At 68.9% G+C, this 13,905-nt stretch carries 14 protein-coding genes; 6 read left to right on the top strand and 8 right to left on the bottom strand.

Annotated features, from left to right (window positions below; genetic code table 11):
- Positions 1-47 precede the first annotated feature (47 nt).
- The gene (locus OG937_03160; protein WUD70748.1) at positions 48-935 is read right to left on the bottom strand and encodes a helix-turn-helix transcriptional regulator; all 888 of its coding nucleotides are present in this window, start codon (positions 933-935) and stop codon (positions 48-50) included.
- Positions 936-1,067: 132 nt separating this feature from the next.
- Here OG937_03160 and OG937_03155 point away from each other — a divergent pair, with 132 nt between their 5' ends.
- From OG937_03155 to OG937_03140, 4 genes are read left to right on the top strand one after another with little or no spacing between them, the layout of a single operon-like run.
- Positions 1,068-1,991: an SDR family NAD(P)-dependent oxidoreductase gene (locus OG937_03155; protein ID WUD70747.1), complete on the top strand. Its 924-nt coding sequence runs from the start codon at positions 1,068-1,070 to the stop codon at positions 1,989-1,991.
- A gap of 50 nt (positions 1,992-2,041) precedes the next feature.
- On the top strand, positions 2,042-2,233 hold the full coding sequence (locus tag OG937_03150) for an NAD(P)-binding domain-containing protein (GenBank protein ID WUD70746.1): 192 nt from the start codon (positions 2,042-2,044) through the stop codon (positions 2,231-2,233).
- A complete protein-coding gene (locus OG937_03145; GenBank protein WUD70745.1) occupies positions 2,230-2,916 on the top strand; it encodes an NAD(P)-binding domain-containing protein in 687 nt (228 codons plus the stop codon). Before OG937_03150 ends, OG937_03145 begins: the two co-directional genes overlap by 4 nt.
- Complete coding sequence (locus tag OG937_03140; protein WUD70744.1) at positions 2,913-3,452, top strand: alcohol dehydrogenase catalytic domain-containing protein; 540 nt, start codon at positions 2,913-2,915, stop codon at positions 3,450-3,452. The genes OG937_03145 and OG937_03140 overlap by 4 nt, the downstream gene beginning before the upstream one ends.
- A gap of 51 nt (positions 3,453-3,503) precedes the next feature.
- Here OG937_03140 and OG937_03135 read toward each other — a convergent pair whose 3' ends face one another.
- The 7 genes from OG937_03135 to OG937_03105 form a co-directional block, all read right to left on the bottom strand.
- Positions 3,504-4,463, bottom strand: a complete 960-nt coding sequence (locus OG937_03135; protein WUD70743.1) for an NADP-dependent oxidoreductase — start codon at positions 4,461-4,463, stop codon at positions 3,504-3,506.
- Between the two features lie 659 nt (positions 4,464-5,122).
- On the bottom strand, positions 5,123-5,785 hold the full coding sequence (locus OG937_03130; GenBank protein WUD70742.1) for a 3-oxoacid CoA-transferase subunit B: 663 nt from the start codon (positions 5,783-5,785) through the stop codon (positions 5,123-5,125).
- A complete protein-coding gene (locus OG937_03125) occupies positions 5,785-6,597 on the bottom strand; it encodes a CoA transferase subunit A (GenBank protein WUD70741.1) in 813 nt (270 codons plus the stop codon). The genes OG937_03130 and OG937_03125 overlap by 1 nt, the downstream gene beginning before the upstream one ends.
- Positions 6,598-6,706: 109 nt before the next feature.
- Complete coding sequence (locus OG937_03120; GenBank protein ID WUD70740.1) at positions 6,707-7,561, bottom strand: fumarylacetoacetate hydrolase family protein; 855 nt, start codon at positions 7,559-7,561, stop codon at positions 6,707-6,709.
- A 2-nt stretch (positions 7,562-7,563) separates the two neighbouring features.
- The gene (locus tag OG937_03115; GenBank protein WUD70739.1) at positions 7,564-8,028 is read right to left on the bottom strand and encodes a nuclear transport factor 2 family protein; all 465 of its coding nucleotides are present in this window, start codon (positions 8,026-8,028) and stop codon (positions 7,564-7,566) included.
- A gap of 173 nt (positions 8,029-8,201) precedes the next feature.
- Positions 8,202-9,332 (bottom strand): NAD(P)/FAD-dependent oxidoreductase, encoded by a 1,131-nt coding sequence (locus OG937_03110; protein ID WUD70738.1) that lies wholly within the window; start codon positions 9,330-9,332, stop codon positions 8,202-8,204.
- A 299-nt stretch (positions 9,333-9,631) separates the two neighbouring features.
- Positions 9,632-10,234, bottom strand: a complete 603-nt coding sequence (locus OG937_03105; GenBank protein WUD70737.1) for a VOC family protein — start codon at positions 10,232-10,234, stop codon at positions 9,632-9,634.
- An 895-nt stretch (positions 10,235-11,129) separates the two neighbouring features.
- Between OG937_03105 and OG937_03100 the strand changes: the two genes are divergently transcribed.
- Both OG937_03100 and OG937_03095 read left to right on the top strand, forming a co-directional pair.
- Positions 11,130-11,711, top strand: coding sequence for a TetR/AcrR family transcriptional regulator (locus tag OG937_03100; protein ID WUD70736.1), 582 nt, complete (start codon positions 11,130-11,132; stop codon positions 11,709-11,711).
- Positions 11,712-12,292: 581 nt separating this feature from the next.
- Positions 12,293-13,777 (top strand): MFS transporter, encoded by a 1,485-nt coding sequence (locus OG937_03095; protein WUD70735.1) that lies wholly within the window; start codon positions 12,293-12,295, stop codon positions 13,775-13,777.
- Positions 13,778-13,905: the final 128 nt, after the last annotated feature.

Here is a 13,905-nt window from a genome sequence, read left to right as displayed (position 1 = left end):
GACGGCCGTGAGCGGAGGGTCGTCGCACGGTTACGACAGCGTGTCCGTCACTGGGTGGTGTTGCCGCGGGCAGGCTGGTCGGCGGCAGCCGGTGAACTGCCGGCACGGTCTGGGGCGTGCATGCTGGCGAGCAGGCGTAGGCGTTCCTCGGAGGCGCTGCCCGGCTGCGCGTGGTAGGTGATCAGCGTTTGCCCGGCGCCCGGTATGAGCAGCTTTTCGTAGCGCAGTTCCAGCGGGCCGGCCTGGGGGTGGCGGAACAAGGTGGTGCCGGTGGTCTTGTGCTTGACGTCCTGGCGGGCCCAGAGCGTACGGAAACGTTCACTGCTCAGGGTGAGCTCACCGACGATCTCGACGAGTCGCGGGTCGTGGATGTCGGCGCCGACGATGGAGCGCAGGTAGGGGACGACCCGGGCGGTCATGTCGTCCCAGTCCTGATGGAGCTCTCGCATCTCGGGTTCCAGGAATGCGGCGAGTATGCCGTTGTGGCCGGGGGCGTTGAATGGCGAGAGCGCGACAGCGAGGTCGTTGGCGGCAAGTATGTCCATGTACTTGCCGTGGACGTATGCCGGCGTGAGCGGCCAGGAGTCGATGAGGGTGCGAATGCCGTCGCTGACCTTCTCGGGCCTGCGGGGCCGCTTGCGCTGCGGGCCCTTCGGTGCGGCGATCTGCAGCAGGTAGGCCGTGGCCTCCTCGTCCAGCCGCAGGGCGCGAGCGATGCTGCGCAGGACCTGCTCGGAGGGATTCTTGTCGCGGCCCTGCTCCAGGCGGTTGTAGTAGTCGGAACTGATGCCCGCGAGAAAGGCGACCTCCTCGCGGCGCAGCCCCGGGACGCGCCGGTTGCCTTGATCGGGAACGCCGGCCTCATCTGGTGAGATGAGCTCCCTGCGGGCGCGCAGGTAGCGACCCAGTGCGTTGGCGTCTTCGGTGGCTGGCATGTCTCCAGCGTACGAAGGCATTCCGGTTCCCTGGGTGGCCCTGCCGGTCCCAGTCTCAGCCCGTCCTGGTCCGCCTGGCGGCATCCGGTGCAGCCTGGCGGCACAGTCCGCGAACCAGGAGGAATGCATCGTATGTCCCAGCTCTTCACCACCTCGTTCGACCGCGACAGCACCGCCTCCGAGGTGATCGGGGGCGTCGACCTGTCCGGCAAGCGCGTGGTCGTCACGGGGGCCAATTCGGGCATCGGCGTCGAGACCGCCCGCGCTCTGGCCGCCGGGGGGGCCGAGGTCACGCTCGCGGTGCGCCGTCCCGAGGCCGGCGAGCAGGCCGCAGCGGACCTGCGCAAGGCGACCGGGAACGACGCGATCCACGTCGCCCGCCTGGATGTGTCCGACCTGGAGTCGGTACGCGCCTTCACCGCCGCCTGGCAGGGCCCGCTGCATGTCCTGATCAACAACGCCGGAATCATGATGCCGCCGGAGCTCGAGCGCGGCATCGCCGGACACGAACAGCAGTTCGCCACCAACTACCTGGGGCACTTCGCCCTGACCCTGGGGCTGCACCGCGCGCTCGCCGACGCGGACGGGGCGCGCCTGGTCTCGGTGTCCTCCGGTGGCCACCTGTTCTCCCCTGTCGTCTTCGACGACATCGACTTCCGTTTCCGCCCGTACGACGCGCTCACCGCCTACGGGCAGTCCAAGACCGCGGAGGTCCTTCTGGCCGTCGAGGCGCAGCGCCGCTGGGCCGGTGAGGGCATCACGGCCAACGCCCTGCACCCGGGTGCGATCGCGACCAACCTGCAGCGGCACACCGGCGGCCTGCGGACACCCGAGCCGTACCGCAAGACGGTCGAGCAGGGTGCCGCGACCACTGTTTTCCTCGCCGCGTCGCCCCTGGTCGAAGGGGTCGGCGGCCGCTACTTCGAGGATGTCAACCAGGCACCGGTGGTAGACGCCCGTCCCACGAAGCTCGGTGTTCCCGGCGTGGCCCGCTATGCGCTGGACCCGGCGAACGCCGAGCGTCTGTGGGAGCTCGCCGGCGACATCGTCCGCTGAGCGTGAGTCCAGATCCCATGCCTCACCCGCTCCAACGAAAGAACTCTGCGATGAAGGTGACAATCGAGAAGATCGGCTTCATCGGTCTCGGTGACCAGGGCGGCCCCATGGCGGAAGCCATCGGTGAGCACGGCTTCGAGCTGCACGTATGGGCCCGGCGCCCCGCCTCGCTGTCCGCGGTGGAGAAGGTCCCGCACACGGTTCACGGCACCGTGGCCGCACTCGGGGCGTCCGTCCAGTGATCGGGTTGTGCCTGCGCGACGACGCCGACCTCTGGGACGTTCTGGACGGCCAGGGCCTGCTGGCCGCTGTCGCTCCCGGGACGATCATCGTCAACCACGGCACCGGCGACCCCACCGAGGCCGTACGCATCGCCGAACACGTCGCCCGGGCCGGAGGGGTCTACCTCGACGCACCCGTCAGCGGCGGCAGCCCCGGCGCCCGCGCCCGCACCCTGACCACCTTCACCGGCGGGTCGCGGGACGCCTTCGAGGCGGCTCGGCCGGTGTTCGCCACCTTCAGTGACATGGTCAAGCTGATGGGGCCGGTCGGCGCGGGCCAGTTCACCAAGCTGTTCAACAACGCGCTGACCATCACCAACATGAAGAACGCCGAGGACGTCCTCGGTCTGGCCGCCCAGGTCGGTCTGGACATTCCGGCCCTCATCGACGTGGTCTCCGCCAGCAGTGGCGCCAGTGCGGCGCTCCGCGCCCTCGGCGGAGACATCACGCCGGAACTGGCCGAACACGTCCACACTCTCATGCACAAGGACATGCACCACTTCGCCGACGCCGTGCGCGCAGGTGGTGGTGACCCGTCCGAGGTGCTGGCACGCGGCCTCGCCGGCGCCGCGGGCCTGGTCGAAGCGGCCCGCATGGTGGCGCGTACCCGGGAGAAGGCCACAGCGCAGGGGGGTGACCGGTGACCGCCGAGATCCCGGCGACCAGCCGCGCGGCCGCACTGACCGCCACCGGCGAAGCACTGCAGGTACTGGACGTGGAGATCCCCGCGGTCATCGAGCGGGACGCGCTGCCGGTCCGCATGACCGCCGCGACCCTGTGCGGCACCGACGTACACGTCGCAGACGGCTCCGCGGGTGATGTCGGCGGCGCACTTCCCCTGGTCCTCGGGCATGAGATGGTGGGCCGGATCGCGGCCTTCGGCGACGGTCCGCGAACCGACTCGCTCGGCCCACCCCTCGCGGAGGGCGATCGGATCGTCTGGACCCACGGCATGTGCGGCCGCTGCCGCGCCTGCGTCATCGACGGCGAGCCGAGCCTGTGCGAGAACCGGCGCCGTTACATGACCGAGAGCGCCCACACGTACCCGTTCTTGCACGGCGGCTTCTCCGCATACAGGTACGTGTACCCGACCGCGGGCAGGGTCCGCGTCCCGGACGATGTCCCGGACGCGGTGCGCAGGCGGGAACAGAGGATCCCACGCGGTCCCGTCGCAAAGTGACACACACGCCTTGGTTCCCCTGAGACCGCCGCGAACTCAGAGGGGGGCGGTTCAGAACTCCAGGACGAGGCGACCGCGTACGCCGCCGGCCTCCAACAGGCGGTGGGCCTCGGAGGCCTGTTCGGGAAGGAAGGTACGAGCCACGCGCAGGGTCAGCTTTCCAGCTTCGGTCTGTTCACGCAGGTCATCGAGCCGGCTGCGGTCGCCCAGGTACTCCGGGACGAAGGCCATGCGCACCCGCAGAGACCGCCGCCGCATCTCGTTGGGGCTGAGGGCGCGGGTTCCTTCGCCGAGCACGGTGACGATGACGCCGCCGTCATGGACCGCCGGGGCCACCGCCGCCGAACCGATGACTGCCGCGTCGATCAGCCCTGCCACTCCCGCCGGCACGGCCCGCAGGATGTGCTGAGCAACATCGGGCCCCCGGGGTACGACGATGTCGGCGCCGAACGAGCGCACACTCTCCTCATCGGCTGCCGAGGCGTCCGCGACCACGGTGAGTCCGCCCGCTTTGGCCATCTGGGTCACGTAGCCGCCGACGGCTCCCGCTGCGCCGGTGACCGCGAGCGTCTGCCCCGGTGAGAGCCCGGTCAGGTCGAGAGCGAGCCGCGCGGTCAGCCCGTTCATGGGCAGGGTGGCCGCCTCGGCATGGGTCGTGCCCTGCGGCGCGCGGGCGACCTGCTCCGCGGGCAGGACGATGTATTGCGCGTAGGCGCCGCCCAGGGCACTGGTTGGGTCGGCCATGGCCATGACCCGGTCCCCCAGGCGCAGATCGGTCTCCGTACCGGTGCCGATCTCGTCCAGCACCCCGGCTGCTTCCATGCCAGGGACATACGGGGGTGCGGGGGATGTGGGGCCCAGCGCCCCGATACGCAGGTAGCGGTCACCGGGGTTCACTGTGGCGGCGTGGACCCGGATGCGTACCTGCCCGGGACCGGCATGAGGCTCGTGCACCTCGAAGACGCGCAGGGCTTCCGGCCCTCCGAATCGGGATACTCCCACTGTTTTCATTTTTCCTCTTCATACGGGCCGAAGTTGCGTGTGCGTAGCGGGGAGGTGTCGCGCCCGGCCGGGGCGTCCGGCCGGGTCAGCCGAAGATGTGTACAGCCCGTTCGACCGAGGCGCTCTCGACGGCGTTCATCAGGCGGTGGCGTGTGTAGGCGTAGGTGAAGTCGGAGAAGTGGGAATGGCACTTCGTCCAGACCAAGCCGGTCCATCGCGGCGCCGACGAGTCTTCCGGAAGGCGTTCATCGCCATGCGCACGACTCCTCCTTGTCGATGTCTCTGACGCATCCCACGGGGTGGAGCATACGTCCCATTTGAACGAACGATACAGATCATACTTGGTCGGACGATACAGATTCGCGCGAGGAGGTGTCCGACTTGCAGGGGGGTACGCGTCGCGAGCGATCTGCTCGGCGAACGGACCTGCGGTGTCCATGATCGTTCAGTCCTGATCTTTCATGGCTCGCGGCGCTGCATCATCCGCACCTGTTCCCCTGTCGGTCCTCGAGCTCGCCACAGTGGGATAGGGCACGTCGGCCACTCAGGCCCTCCACACCAGCGTGCGCCTCGCCCGACAGGCGGAGGCCCGCGGTTGCCAGGGGAAACTCGATGTCGGGCACGCGCGGGCCTCTGCGGCCGACAGCTGACGGGCACCTCGATGTCGGTCACCGCAGTGGGTCAGCAACGGAGAACGGCGGCTCGGTAGCCGCGCGCACCGTGTCGACAGTGGCGCCGTGGCCGAGTTCCACCAGATGCAGGCCGTCGGCGGTCACGTCGAAGACCGCCAGCTCGGTGATGATCCGGTCGACGACACCGCGGCCGGTGAGCGGCAGGGTGCATTCCTGAACGATCTTCGGGGAGCCGTCGCGGGCAGTGTGTTCCATGACCACGACAACCCTGTGGGCGCCGTGGACGAGATCCATGGCGCCGCCCATGCCTTTGACGATTTTCCCGGGAACCGTCCAGTTGGCCAGGTCTCCGCCGGCGGACACCTGCATGGCGCCGAGGATCGTCGTGTCGATGCGGCCGGAACGGACCATGCCGAAGGACGCCGCCGAGTCGAAGTAGGCGGCGCCGGGCAGGACGGTGACGGTTTCCTTCCCGGCATTGATCAGGTCCGGGTCTACCTCCTCCTCGTATGGGTAGGGGCCGACGCCGAGGATTCCGTTCTCGGCGTGCAGCACTACGTGCACGCCGGGGGGAAGGTGATTGGGGATCAGGGTGGGCAGGCCGATGCCGAGGTTCACGTACTGGCCATCGGTCAGTTCCCTGGCCGCACGTGCGGCCAGCGCGTCGCGCAGTTCGCCGCTGTGGGTCCTGGTCGTCATCACTGTTCCTCCTGCGTCGTGTTTGTGGCGGGTGTGGCGTGTCGAGGGTCGAGTCGGACGTCGCCCGGCTCGCGCACTGTGCGGCGCTCGATGCGCTTGTCCGCGACGTCGGCGGCCACCACGCGGTCGACGTAGATGCCCGGCAGGTGGACGGCGTCGGGCGGAATCTCACCGGGCTCGACGATCTGGTCGGCCTCCACCACGGTCGTCCGGCCGGCCATGGCGCACAGTGGATTGAAGTTGCGGGCGGCGGCGTGGAAGACGAGGTTGCCATGCCGGTCTGCGACCGCCGCCCGGACGAGCGCGAAGTCGGTGGTGATGGCCTCTTCCAGCAGGTACCGGCGGCCGCCGAACTCTCGCGCCTCCTTGGGCGGGGAGGCGACCGCCGTGCTGCCGTCCGGCGCGTAACGCCAAGGCAGTCCGCCCGCTTCCACGAGGGTTCCTGCGCCGGCAGGGGTGTAGAAGGCCGGGATGCCCGTGCCGCCGGCGCGCAGCCGTTCGGCGAGGGTGCCCTGGGGCACCAGCTCTACCTCGAGCTCGCCTTCCAGGTACTGGCGGGCGAACTCCTTGTTCTCGCCGACGTAGGACGAGGTCATGCGGGCGATGCGGCCGGCCCGCAGCAGAAGTCCCAGGCCGTCGTCGTCGACACCGCAGTTGTTGGACACCACGGCCAAACCGGAAGTACCTGCGGCGACGAGGGCCGAGATAAGGGTGGAGGGGATGCCCGAGAGCCCGAAGCCGCCGACCGCGAGGGTGGCGCCACCGGGGATGTCGGCCACCGCGTCGTGTGCCGAGCCGACCACCTTGTCCATCTGATTTTCCTTCACTTCGAATTGGGCGCACGCGCGGGATCACACGCCGTGTTGGCCATGGCTGGAGCGCGTCTGCTGCCGGGCACATGGCCGGCGGCAGAGGTACTGTCTAGTTGGGGGCCGTGGGAGCCATGCGCACGGGGTTGCGGAGCCGGCCCAGCCCCTCGATCTCCACGGTGACCACGTCACCGGAGCGCAGGTATCCGCCGCTCGCCAGGGCGACGCCGCCGGGCGTCCCGGTCAGCACCACGTCGCCGGGCAGCAGGGGCGTCGTGGCCGAGACGTGGGAGATGATTTCCGGAACAGAGAAGATCATCTCGCTGGTACGGGAGTCCTGGCGCACCTCGCCGTTGACATACGTGCGGATCGCCAGGTCCAGGTCGGTCCCGGTCTCGTCCACGGTGACCACTGCCGGACCCATGGGCTTGAAGTGTGGGAAGGACTTCCCCCTCCGAACTCCGTCGATGTCGGTGACGACGCCGTTGGTCATCGCCGCCAACTGCACGTCACGAGCGGAGACGTCGTTGACCGCGATCAGCCCCGCGACGTGGTCCCACGCCCGTCCCACCGGGATGTCCCGCCCCGGCCGGCTGATCACCACGGCGAGTTCTGCCTCGTAGTCGACCTGCGCGGGGGCCTCGGCGGGCAGCCAGATGGGGTCGTGCGGCCCGGTCGCACTCATGCCCGTCACAGTGATGAACGCCGGGGCGTTGGGGGTCGGCATGCCGGCCTCCGCCACGTGATCGCGGTAGTTGGCACCGGCGATCACCACCGTGCCCGGAACCGCCACCGGTGACAGGAGCACCGCGTCCTGGAACGGTATTTTGCTGCGGACACGGGCGCATCGGGCCCGTTCGATGCCGTCCGACAGCAGATCGGCGACATCGAGGTGGGGGAGGTCCAGTAGGGCGAGTTCATCGCCCTCGCAACGGGCCAGCCCCGCGGGTGTGCGGTACAGGCGCATGGTCATTCACCTCCCGCAACGATGTCGACGACTCGCCGGGCGATACGCCAGCGGCCGTCGTCGCCCTTCATGAACCGGTCCGTGAGCAGCGTCACCGCACGGGGCACCGGAGCAGTGCCCGCCCGCTGGTCGGCCTGCCGATACAGATGCAGGTACGTCTGGACCTCCGCCTCAGCCGGCGACAGCAGGTGGAAGGCGGAGGCGGCCGGAACGTGGACGCCCTGCTTTCCGCTGTCCTCCTGCCGGGCCCGCATGGCCGCGGCCAGCCCGGCTCCCGAGAAGGACGACGAGCCCATCACCAGTTCGCCGTCCGAGGTGAACAGTTCCACAGTGCGCGCGGCCTCGCCGCCGTCGACCCGTCGGAAGAACGCGTCGATCACGTCCAGGCACGCCACCCGGGCCTGCAAGGCCGCCAGGTCGGGTTCGGTACCAGGCTGCCGCTCCGCAGCGGTGGTTGGTTCAGCCATCACTGAGCCTCGTATTCGGGTAAAGGGGGGTGTGCGTCATTCAGTGAGCCTGGTCAGTGGCCACTTAGGAGGGTGACGTCCCGGGTGCGGCTGATACGCCCCGCCATCTGCCGCGTGGGGGTGCCACCCTCCTGAATGCCGGCTCACCGGATGGGTGACCGTTCCGAATGGGCTCAGTGACCGAGGGTCCAGGCGCCCTCGGTCAGGCCGAGCTTGTCCGTGTACATGTCCACGAGCAGGTGGTCGCCCTTGAGCTGCGCCACCGAGGCATCGTCGAGCAGATCCTCCTGGTGGACCAGCCAGCCGGTTCCCTTGCCGGGACCGAAGGGCACGACGAGGTGCGGGAAGGGGTCCGCGAACACGGCGTCCTCGCCCTCCTCCTCACCGACGATGTGCCGCCGGATGTTCTTTGCGGCCACCTCCGCCTGAATGTCGGCGAGGAACGCGGTCGGCAGGCCGAGATCGGCGATGTCGCCCACCGCGTACACGGTCTCGTGCCTCTCGACCCGCATGTCGTCGCCCACCCGCACGGTCCCCGAGGTGTTTCGCGCCCCGGTCAGGCTCCCGGCGAGATAATCGGAGGGCACCGACCCGCCGAAACAGCGCAGCCACAGGTCCGCCTCAATCGTTCGGCCCGTGGTGGTCTGCGCCGTGAACGGCGCCACCACCCCGGCCGGCGCCTCGGGCAGTTCCGTCAAGCCCTCGTCCAGGCGCAGGTCCACTCCGGCCTCGGTGATCATCTTCCGCAGTGCCGTCCGCAGCTTTTCCGGGTAGGTGCCGCCGAGCACGTCCGAGGAAGGATCGAGAAGAGTGACCCTCTTGCCCGGCCACTGCGCCAGGATCTCACCGACCATCTCGATACCGACCGCACCCGCACCCAGGATCACCGCGTGGTTCGCCCGCTCCAGCTCCTTGGCGGTCCTGGCGTAGTTGTCCTTGGACCTTTCGCTGCTCTCCTCCCCGTCCTTGGCCGGGAAGGGGTACCGCGATCCGGTGGCCAGCACCAGGAAGTCCGGACGCAGGACCTGACCCGAAGCCAGCTCGACGTGGCCGGGCTCGACCCGTACGGCCCGCTCGTGCACCACTTTGCCCCGGGTGAGCAGACGTTCGTAGGACATGAAGATGTTGTGCGCCCAGTCCGGCTGCACCGTCGCGCGCAGTGCACCGATGTTGTGGCGGAAGGAGTCGCGCGGCTCGACAAGGATGACGTCGGCGATGTCGTCCAGCTCCCGGGCCGCACGGGTGCCGGCATAGCCGCCTCCGATCACAACGACGCTGGGGCGGTTTTCGGATTCCTGGGGCATGAGCTGCTTCTCCAATTCGGGCATTGCGAGCAGGAGTTGGTTTCCTCGCTGCGGCAGCGGGCACGACCGAGAGCCACCGCGTGATGTCGCGTTGCACAGCTCCACGAGCTGCGGCGACAGTCGTCGACACACGACATTCCGCTGGGGCCATCGGTGACAGGGGAGGGGGAGGCTGGTGCGGCGGGCGGCTGTCCGTCCGGATCGTCCGCCACACCAGCCAGGGCCCGCGCGAGGGTCGCCGCGGGCAACCTGCCGCTCGTGTACCCGCACGAAGACGAGAGGCAGGTGCTTTCAGGAGGTCACCAGGTCGGCTTGACCAGGTCCTCGAAGGACTCGCCTGCCCGGAAGCGCTTTACCAGGCCGTCGAGGTCGATGGGGGCACCGCCGGGGCGGCGGAGCCAGACCTCGCCCTGCATGAAGTCCTCGGCCTCTTCTGCCGTGGCGAAGTTGTCGATCTGCAGTTCCACCAGGTTGTCCTCGGGGTCCCGGTAGTACATCGAGGTGGTCACGCCGTGGTTCATCGCCAGGACCGGCCAGATCTCGGCGGCGGCCAGCCGCTCGTAGGTGCCCAGCAGTTCCAGGATCGTGTCGTAGGTGAAGGCGATGTGGAACAGCCCCGTGGCAGGACCGGCGAGCGCCTGGAAGATGTCGGTGTCCGCGGTGACGGGGGCGGGTTTCTCCCGCTTCACGATGGGCCGGACCGGCTCGGCCTGATCGGGGTTCTCCAGGTCGGCCATGTTGGCCAGCGCGATTCGGTGGTGCTCGTCGTCGTAGGTGATGAAGGCCGAAGCCGGGTCCTCGTGCATGACCTTGCCGTCGAGCACGGTCACATACCATTCCCGCATTTCCTTCAGGTGCTGCGTCCGAAGGACCACATGTGCGAGCTTGGCAGGAGACGCCATCGTCTTTCCTCCTTGTGTTGGGACGGCCATGGGGCCGTACCGACGTTGACCGCATGCTTGGGCGCGGCCGCGCCCGGGATGAAACTGCCGCAGGGGCCACGATCGGGCCTTGTCAGCGACGACCGGCACCCCGGCGGTGCCACACGGCAGAAGTGCGGTGGGCACGTGAGATGGCTTGCGCAGACCGAGCCGTCACCGGGACCTGGATGCGTTCACCGTCGGCCCGTCCCCCGCCGTCATGCGGACGGCAGCCACGACGACCAGCCGTTGCGTCAGCGACGGCGGACGGGCTGTCGGCCGGTGAGGGCCGGATGTGCTCGGTCATGCGTTCCATGGTGCGGCCGTCGCCTTTGGTGGCCAAGAGGAACATTAGTCACTAATGAAAAGTAAGTAACGGACGGCTGAGGGGCTGGGCGCCGCGTATCTGCGCCGGGTCGACGACTCCTGGCGGGGCAAGCTGTGCGCCGCCGCCCTGGCGGCCGGTGACGATCCCTGCGAACAACTGGTGCAGGGCTCCCTCGCCGAGTACGCGGCGGTGGACGCCCGTCGTCTGGCCCGTAAACCTCCGGCGCTGACGAGGCGTCAGGCCGCGGCACTTCCCGTGGTGTTACACGTCCACGTCGGCCGAGGCGTACGTCGCCGAGCACACCGGCAGGCAGGGCTTCGACATCGTCTACGACACCGTCGGCGGAGAAACGCTCGACGCGTCCTTCACCGCCGCGCGCATCTACACCGGGCACGTGGTGAGCGCCCTCGGCTGGGCACCCACGGTCTCGCGCCGCTGTCGTTCCGAGGTGTCCAAGGCTTATCTTGCAGCAGTCGGCGATGACCAGCGGCTTCGCAGGACCCCCACATTTATTTGCCGATCGTTCCATCAATAGGTACGGTCGGGTATATGGCACGCACCCGCGAGTTCGACACCGAGGCCGCCGTCACCGCGGCGATGCAGGAGTTCCGGCGTTCCGGGTACGGTGGCACCTCCGTGCGTGATCTGGCGAAGGCCATGGAGATCGGCAGTGGTTCGATCTATGCGGCCTTCGGCAGCAAGGAAGGTCTCTACCTGGCTGCACTGGACTTGTACCGGCGGCGCTACGCGCTGCCGTTCATCGAGATGCTGCGCGCCGGCGGTGACGCGCGGGAGACGATCCGAGCGGCTTTCGCAGCAGTGATCGACGAAGTGACCTGCGGTCCCGGCCAGGCGTCATGCCTGATCGTGGGGGCGGCGATGGAGCGTGCGCACAGCGATGCGCAGGTGGCCGAGCGGCTTCGCGCAACGACGCAGTTGCTTGAGCTCACACTCTTCGAGGCCATTGCCGAGGCCCAGGGACGGGGCGAGATCCCGGCCGACCAGAGCGCCGCAGACCTCGCCGGATTTTTCGCCATGACCTTCCAGGGCCTGCGGGTCATGGGTGCCATAAATCCGGATCGGGCCGCGCTTACGCGGGCCGCGGAGGTCGCCCTGAACTGCCTTCGCTGAGCGCGCAGCGCCAGGTTCCGACCGGTCCTGGCGCCGCATGACAGCAAAGCTTCTTTATGGGTGCTTAATTTAACGATCGTTCGAGTTAGAATGGAGGGGGCATGACCCGGTTCGGCGGAGGGGCCCGTACCAGGCCTCCATCTACACATCCCGGCGATCAAGGCGTCGCCGGCGTTCGAACTCCGCGACGTCAGCACATCGCGACAGGGTTCGGCGCGGGCCGCCGCAGCCGCGTACAACGACCGTGAGGGCCCCTGATGCAAGTCGCCAATTGCCTCCTGGCCGGCGGCTGGGGCGCGGACACCGCTGTCCGCACCCTCCGGGTACCGGAGTCGTGCGGGGGTGACGACGTGCCCGCCGACCTCGGTCACGCCATGGGCGGCAACGGCGCCCGCCTGTCCTCCCGGCTCGCCCGGGACCTGGGCCGCTGGCGCCAGCATGGCGCCCGACGCCGTGGTCCCGGCGCGCCTGACCGACGCCATCGAGCGCGCCCGCACCACCGGCACGCGCAAACCTTCCATTGACGTAGCCCGGCCGAATAAGGCCTGGCCGACAACCGACACCTCCAAGGAATGCCAGTCATGTCCCAAGACGTCCACCATCCCGACCCCCGGCGCTGGTTGGCCCTGCTGTTCATCGCCATCGCCCAGCTGATGGTCTTCCTCGACGGGGCGATCATGAACATCGCTCTGCCGTCTGCTCAGCATGACCTGCACTTCACCGACGGCGGCCGGCAATGGGTCATCACCGCCTATGGCCTGGCTTTCGGTGGTCTGCTCATCCTGGGCGGGCGCCTGGGCGACCTCTGGGGCCGCAAGCGGGTGTTCGTCCTCGGACTGGTCGGCTTCGCCGTGGCCTCAGGCATCGGCGGCGCGGCGCAGAACCTGCCTACGCTCCTCATGGCCCGTGCTCTCCAGGGCGTATTCGGCGCGCTCCTCGCTCCCGCCGCCCTGGCGCTCATCTCGCTGGCGTTCACTGATGCCAGGGAGCGTGCCAAGGCCTTCGGCATCTACGGCGCCATTGCCACCGCGGGCGGTGCCCTCGGCCTGCTGCTCGGTGGAGTGTTCACCGAGTACACCGACTGGCGCTGGGGCTTCTACATCAACCTCCCCATCGCTGCCATCGGCATCGTCGGTGTCCTTGTCGTCGTCCGTGACTCCGGCGCGCACGCGGGCCGCGGCCGGCTGGACGCACCGGGGGCCATCCTCGCCAGCGGCGGCGCTGTCGCCCTGGTGTTCGGCTTCGCCAAAGCGGAGAGCGACGGCTGGGACGCCCGTGTGACCATCGGCATGTTCGTCCTGTCCGTCCTCCTGCTGGCGGCCTTCGTCCTGCTGGAGGCCAAGGTGAAGTCGCCGCTGCTGCCGCTGCGCGTCCTCACCGAACGCAACCGCGCGGGTTCCTATCTCTCCCTCGCCCTGTCCGTCATGTCCATGTTCGGCATGTTCCTCTTCCTCAGCTACTACTTCCAGCTGGTCAAGGGATACACGCCGGTGCAGAGCGGCGCGGCCTTCATCCCGATGGCCGCCGCGCAGGCCATCGGCTCCACGCAGATCGGCGCCCGCCTCTCGCACCGAGTGCGCCCCGGCCTGTTGATGGGCGCCGGCTACGCGGTGTCCGGTGCCGGTGTGCTGATGCTCGCCCTGCTTGACGTCGACTCCTCGTTCGGCTTCATCGCGGTTGCCGAGGTCGTCGTGGGCGTCGGCATCGGCACGGCGTTCATGCCCGCCTTCAGCCTGGGCGCCCACGGTGTCGAACCGCGCGATATCGGAGTCGCCTCCGCCATGACCAACACCGCGCAGCAGATGGGCGGCTCCATCGGCACCGCGCTGCTGAACACCATCGCCGCAAGCGCCACCACCGGATACGTCGCCTCCCACCACGGCTCCGCCTCCCTCACCAACCTGCCGCTGGTGCACGGCTATTCCGTGGCCTACTGGTGGGGCACCGGATTCCTCGCCGCCGCGGCACTGGTCGCGTTCCTCGCCGTCAATGCCGGCAATCCGAAGCACCAGTCGAAGGTCGCGGCCAGGAGCGCGGATACCTCGGAACTGCAGCACGCGGGGTGACGAGAGCTGGGCCCGGGACGCGCCGGACCCCCGGCCCTGCCGAACTGTGCGGGCGGTGTCGCGGGTTCCCGCGCCTGCGGGGATGGTCCTATCGGCGTCCCCTACGTGTGGTGAGGCGAATGCTGCTC

Origin of the sequence: Streptomyces sp. NBC_00510, from assembly GCA_036013505.1 — a bacterium.
GTDB lineage: Bacteria > Actinomycetota > Actinomycetes > Streptomycetales > Streptomycetaceae > Actinacidiphila.
Note: the sequence above shows the minus strand (reverse complement) of the source record. Positions and strands in the feature narration are given on the sequence as shown.

What these genes read in the sequence shown, in the direction of transcription:
- OG937_03120 (WUD70740.1), bottom strand. Translation starts at nt 7,561, where the DNA reads ATGCGCCTGTACCGCACACCCGCGGGGCTGGCCCGTTGCGAGGGCGAT.
- OG937_03105 (WUD70737.1), bottom strand. Translation starts at nt 10,234, where the DNA reads ATGGCGTCTCCTGCCAAGCTCGCACATGTGGTCCTTCGGACGCAGCAC.
- OG937_03095 (WUD70735.1), top strand. Translation starts at nt 12,293, where the DNA reads ATGTCCCAAGACGTCCACCATCCCGACCCCCGGCGCTGGTTGGCCCTG.
- OG937_03155 (WUD70747.1), top strand. Translation starts at nt 1,068, where the DNA reads ATGTCCCAGCTCTTCACCACCTCGTTCGACCGCGACAGCACCGCCTCC.
- OG937_03115 (WUD70739.1), bottom strand. Translation starts at nt 8,028, where the DNA reads ATGGCTGAACCAACCACCGCTGCGGAGCGGCAGCCTGGTACCGAACCC.
- OG937_03135 (WUD70743.1), bottom strand. Translation starts at nt 4,463, where the DNA reads ATGAAAACAGTGGGAGTATCCCGATTCGGAGGGCCGGAAGCCCTGCGC.
- OG937_03130 (WUD70742.1), bottom strand. Translation starts at nt 5,785, where the DNA reads ATGACGACCAGGACCCACAGCGGCGAACTGCGCGACGCGCTGGCCGCA.
- OG937_03150 (WUD70746.1), top strand. Translation starts at nt 2,042, where the DNA reads ATGAAGGTGACAATCGAGAAGATCGGCTTCATCGGTCTCGGTGACCAG.
- OG937_03110 (WUD70738.1), bottom strand. Translation starts at nt 9,332, where the DNA reads ATGCCCCAGGAATCCGAAAACCGCCCCAGCGTCGTTGTGATCGGAGGC.
- OG937_03125 (WUD70741.1), bottom strand. Translation starts at nt 6,597, where the DNA reads ATGGACAAGGTGGTCGGCTCGGCACACGACGCGGTGGCCGACATCCCC.
- OG937_03100 (WUD70736.1), top strand. Translation starts at nt 11,130, where the DNA reads ATGGCACGCACCCGCGAGTTCGACACCGAGGCCGCCGTCACCGCGGCG.
- OG937_03160 (WUD70748.1), bottom strand. Translation starts at nt 935, where the DNA reads ATGCCAGCCACCGAAGACGCCAACGCACTGGGTCGCTACCTGCGCGCC.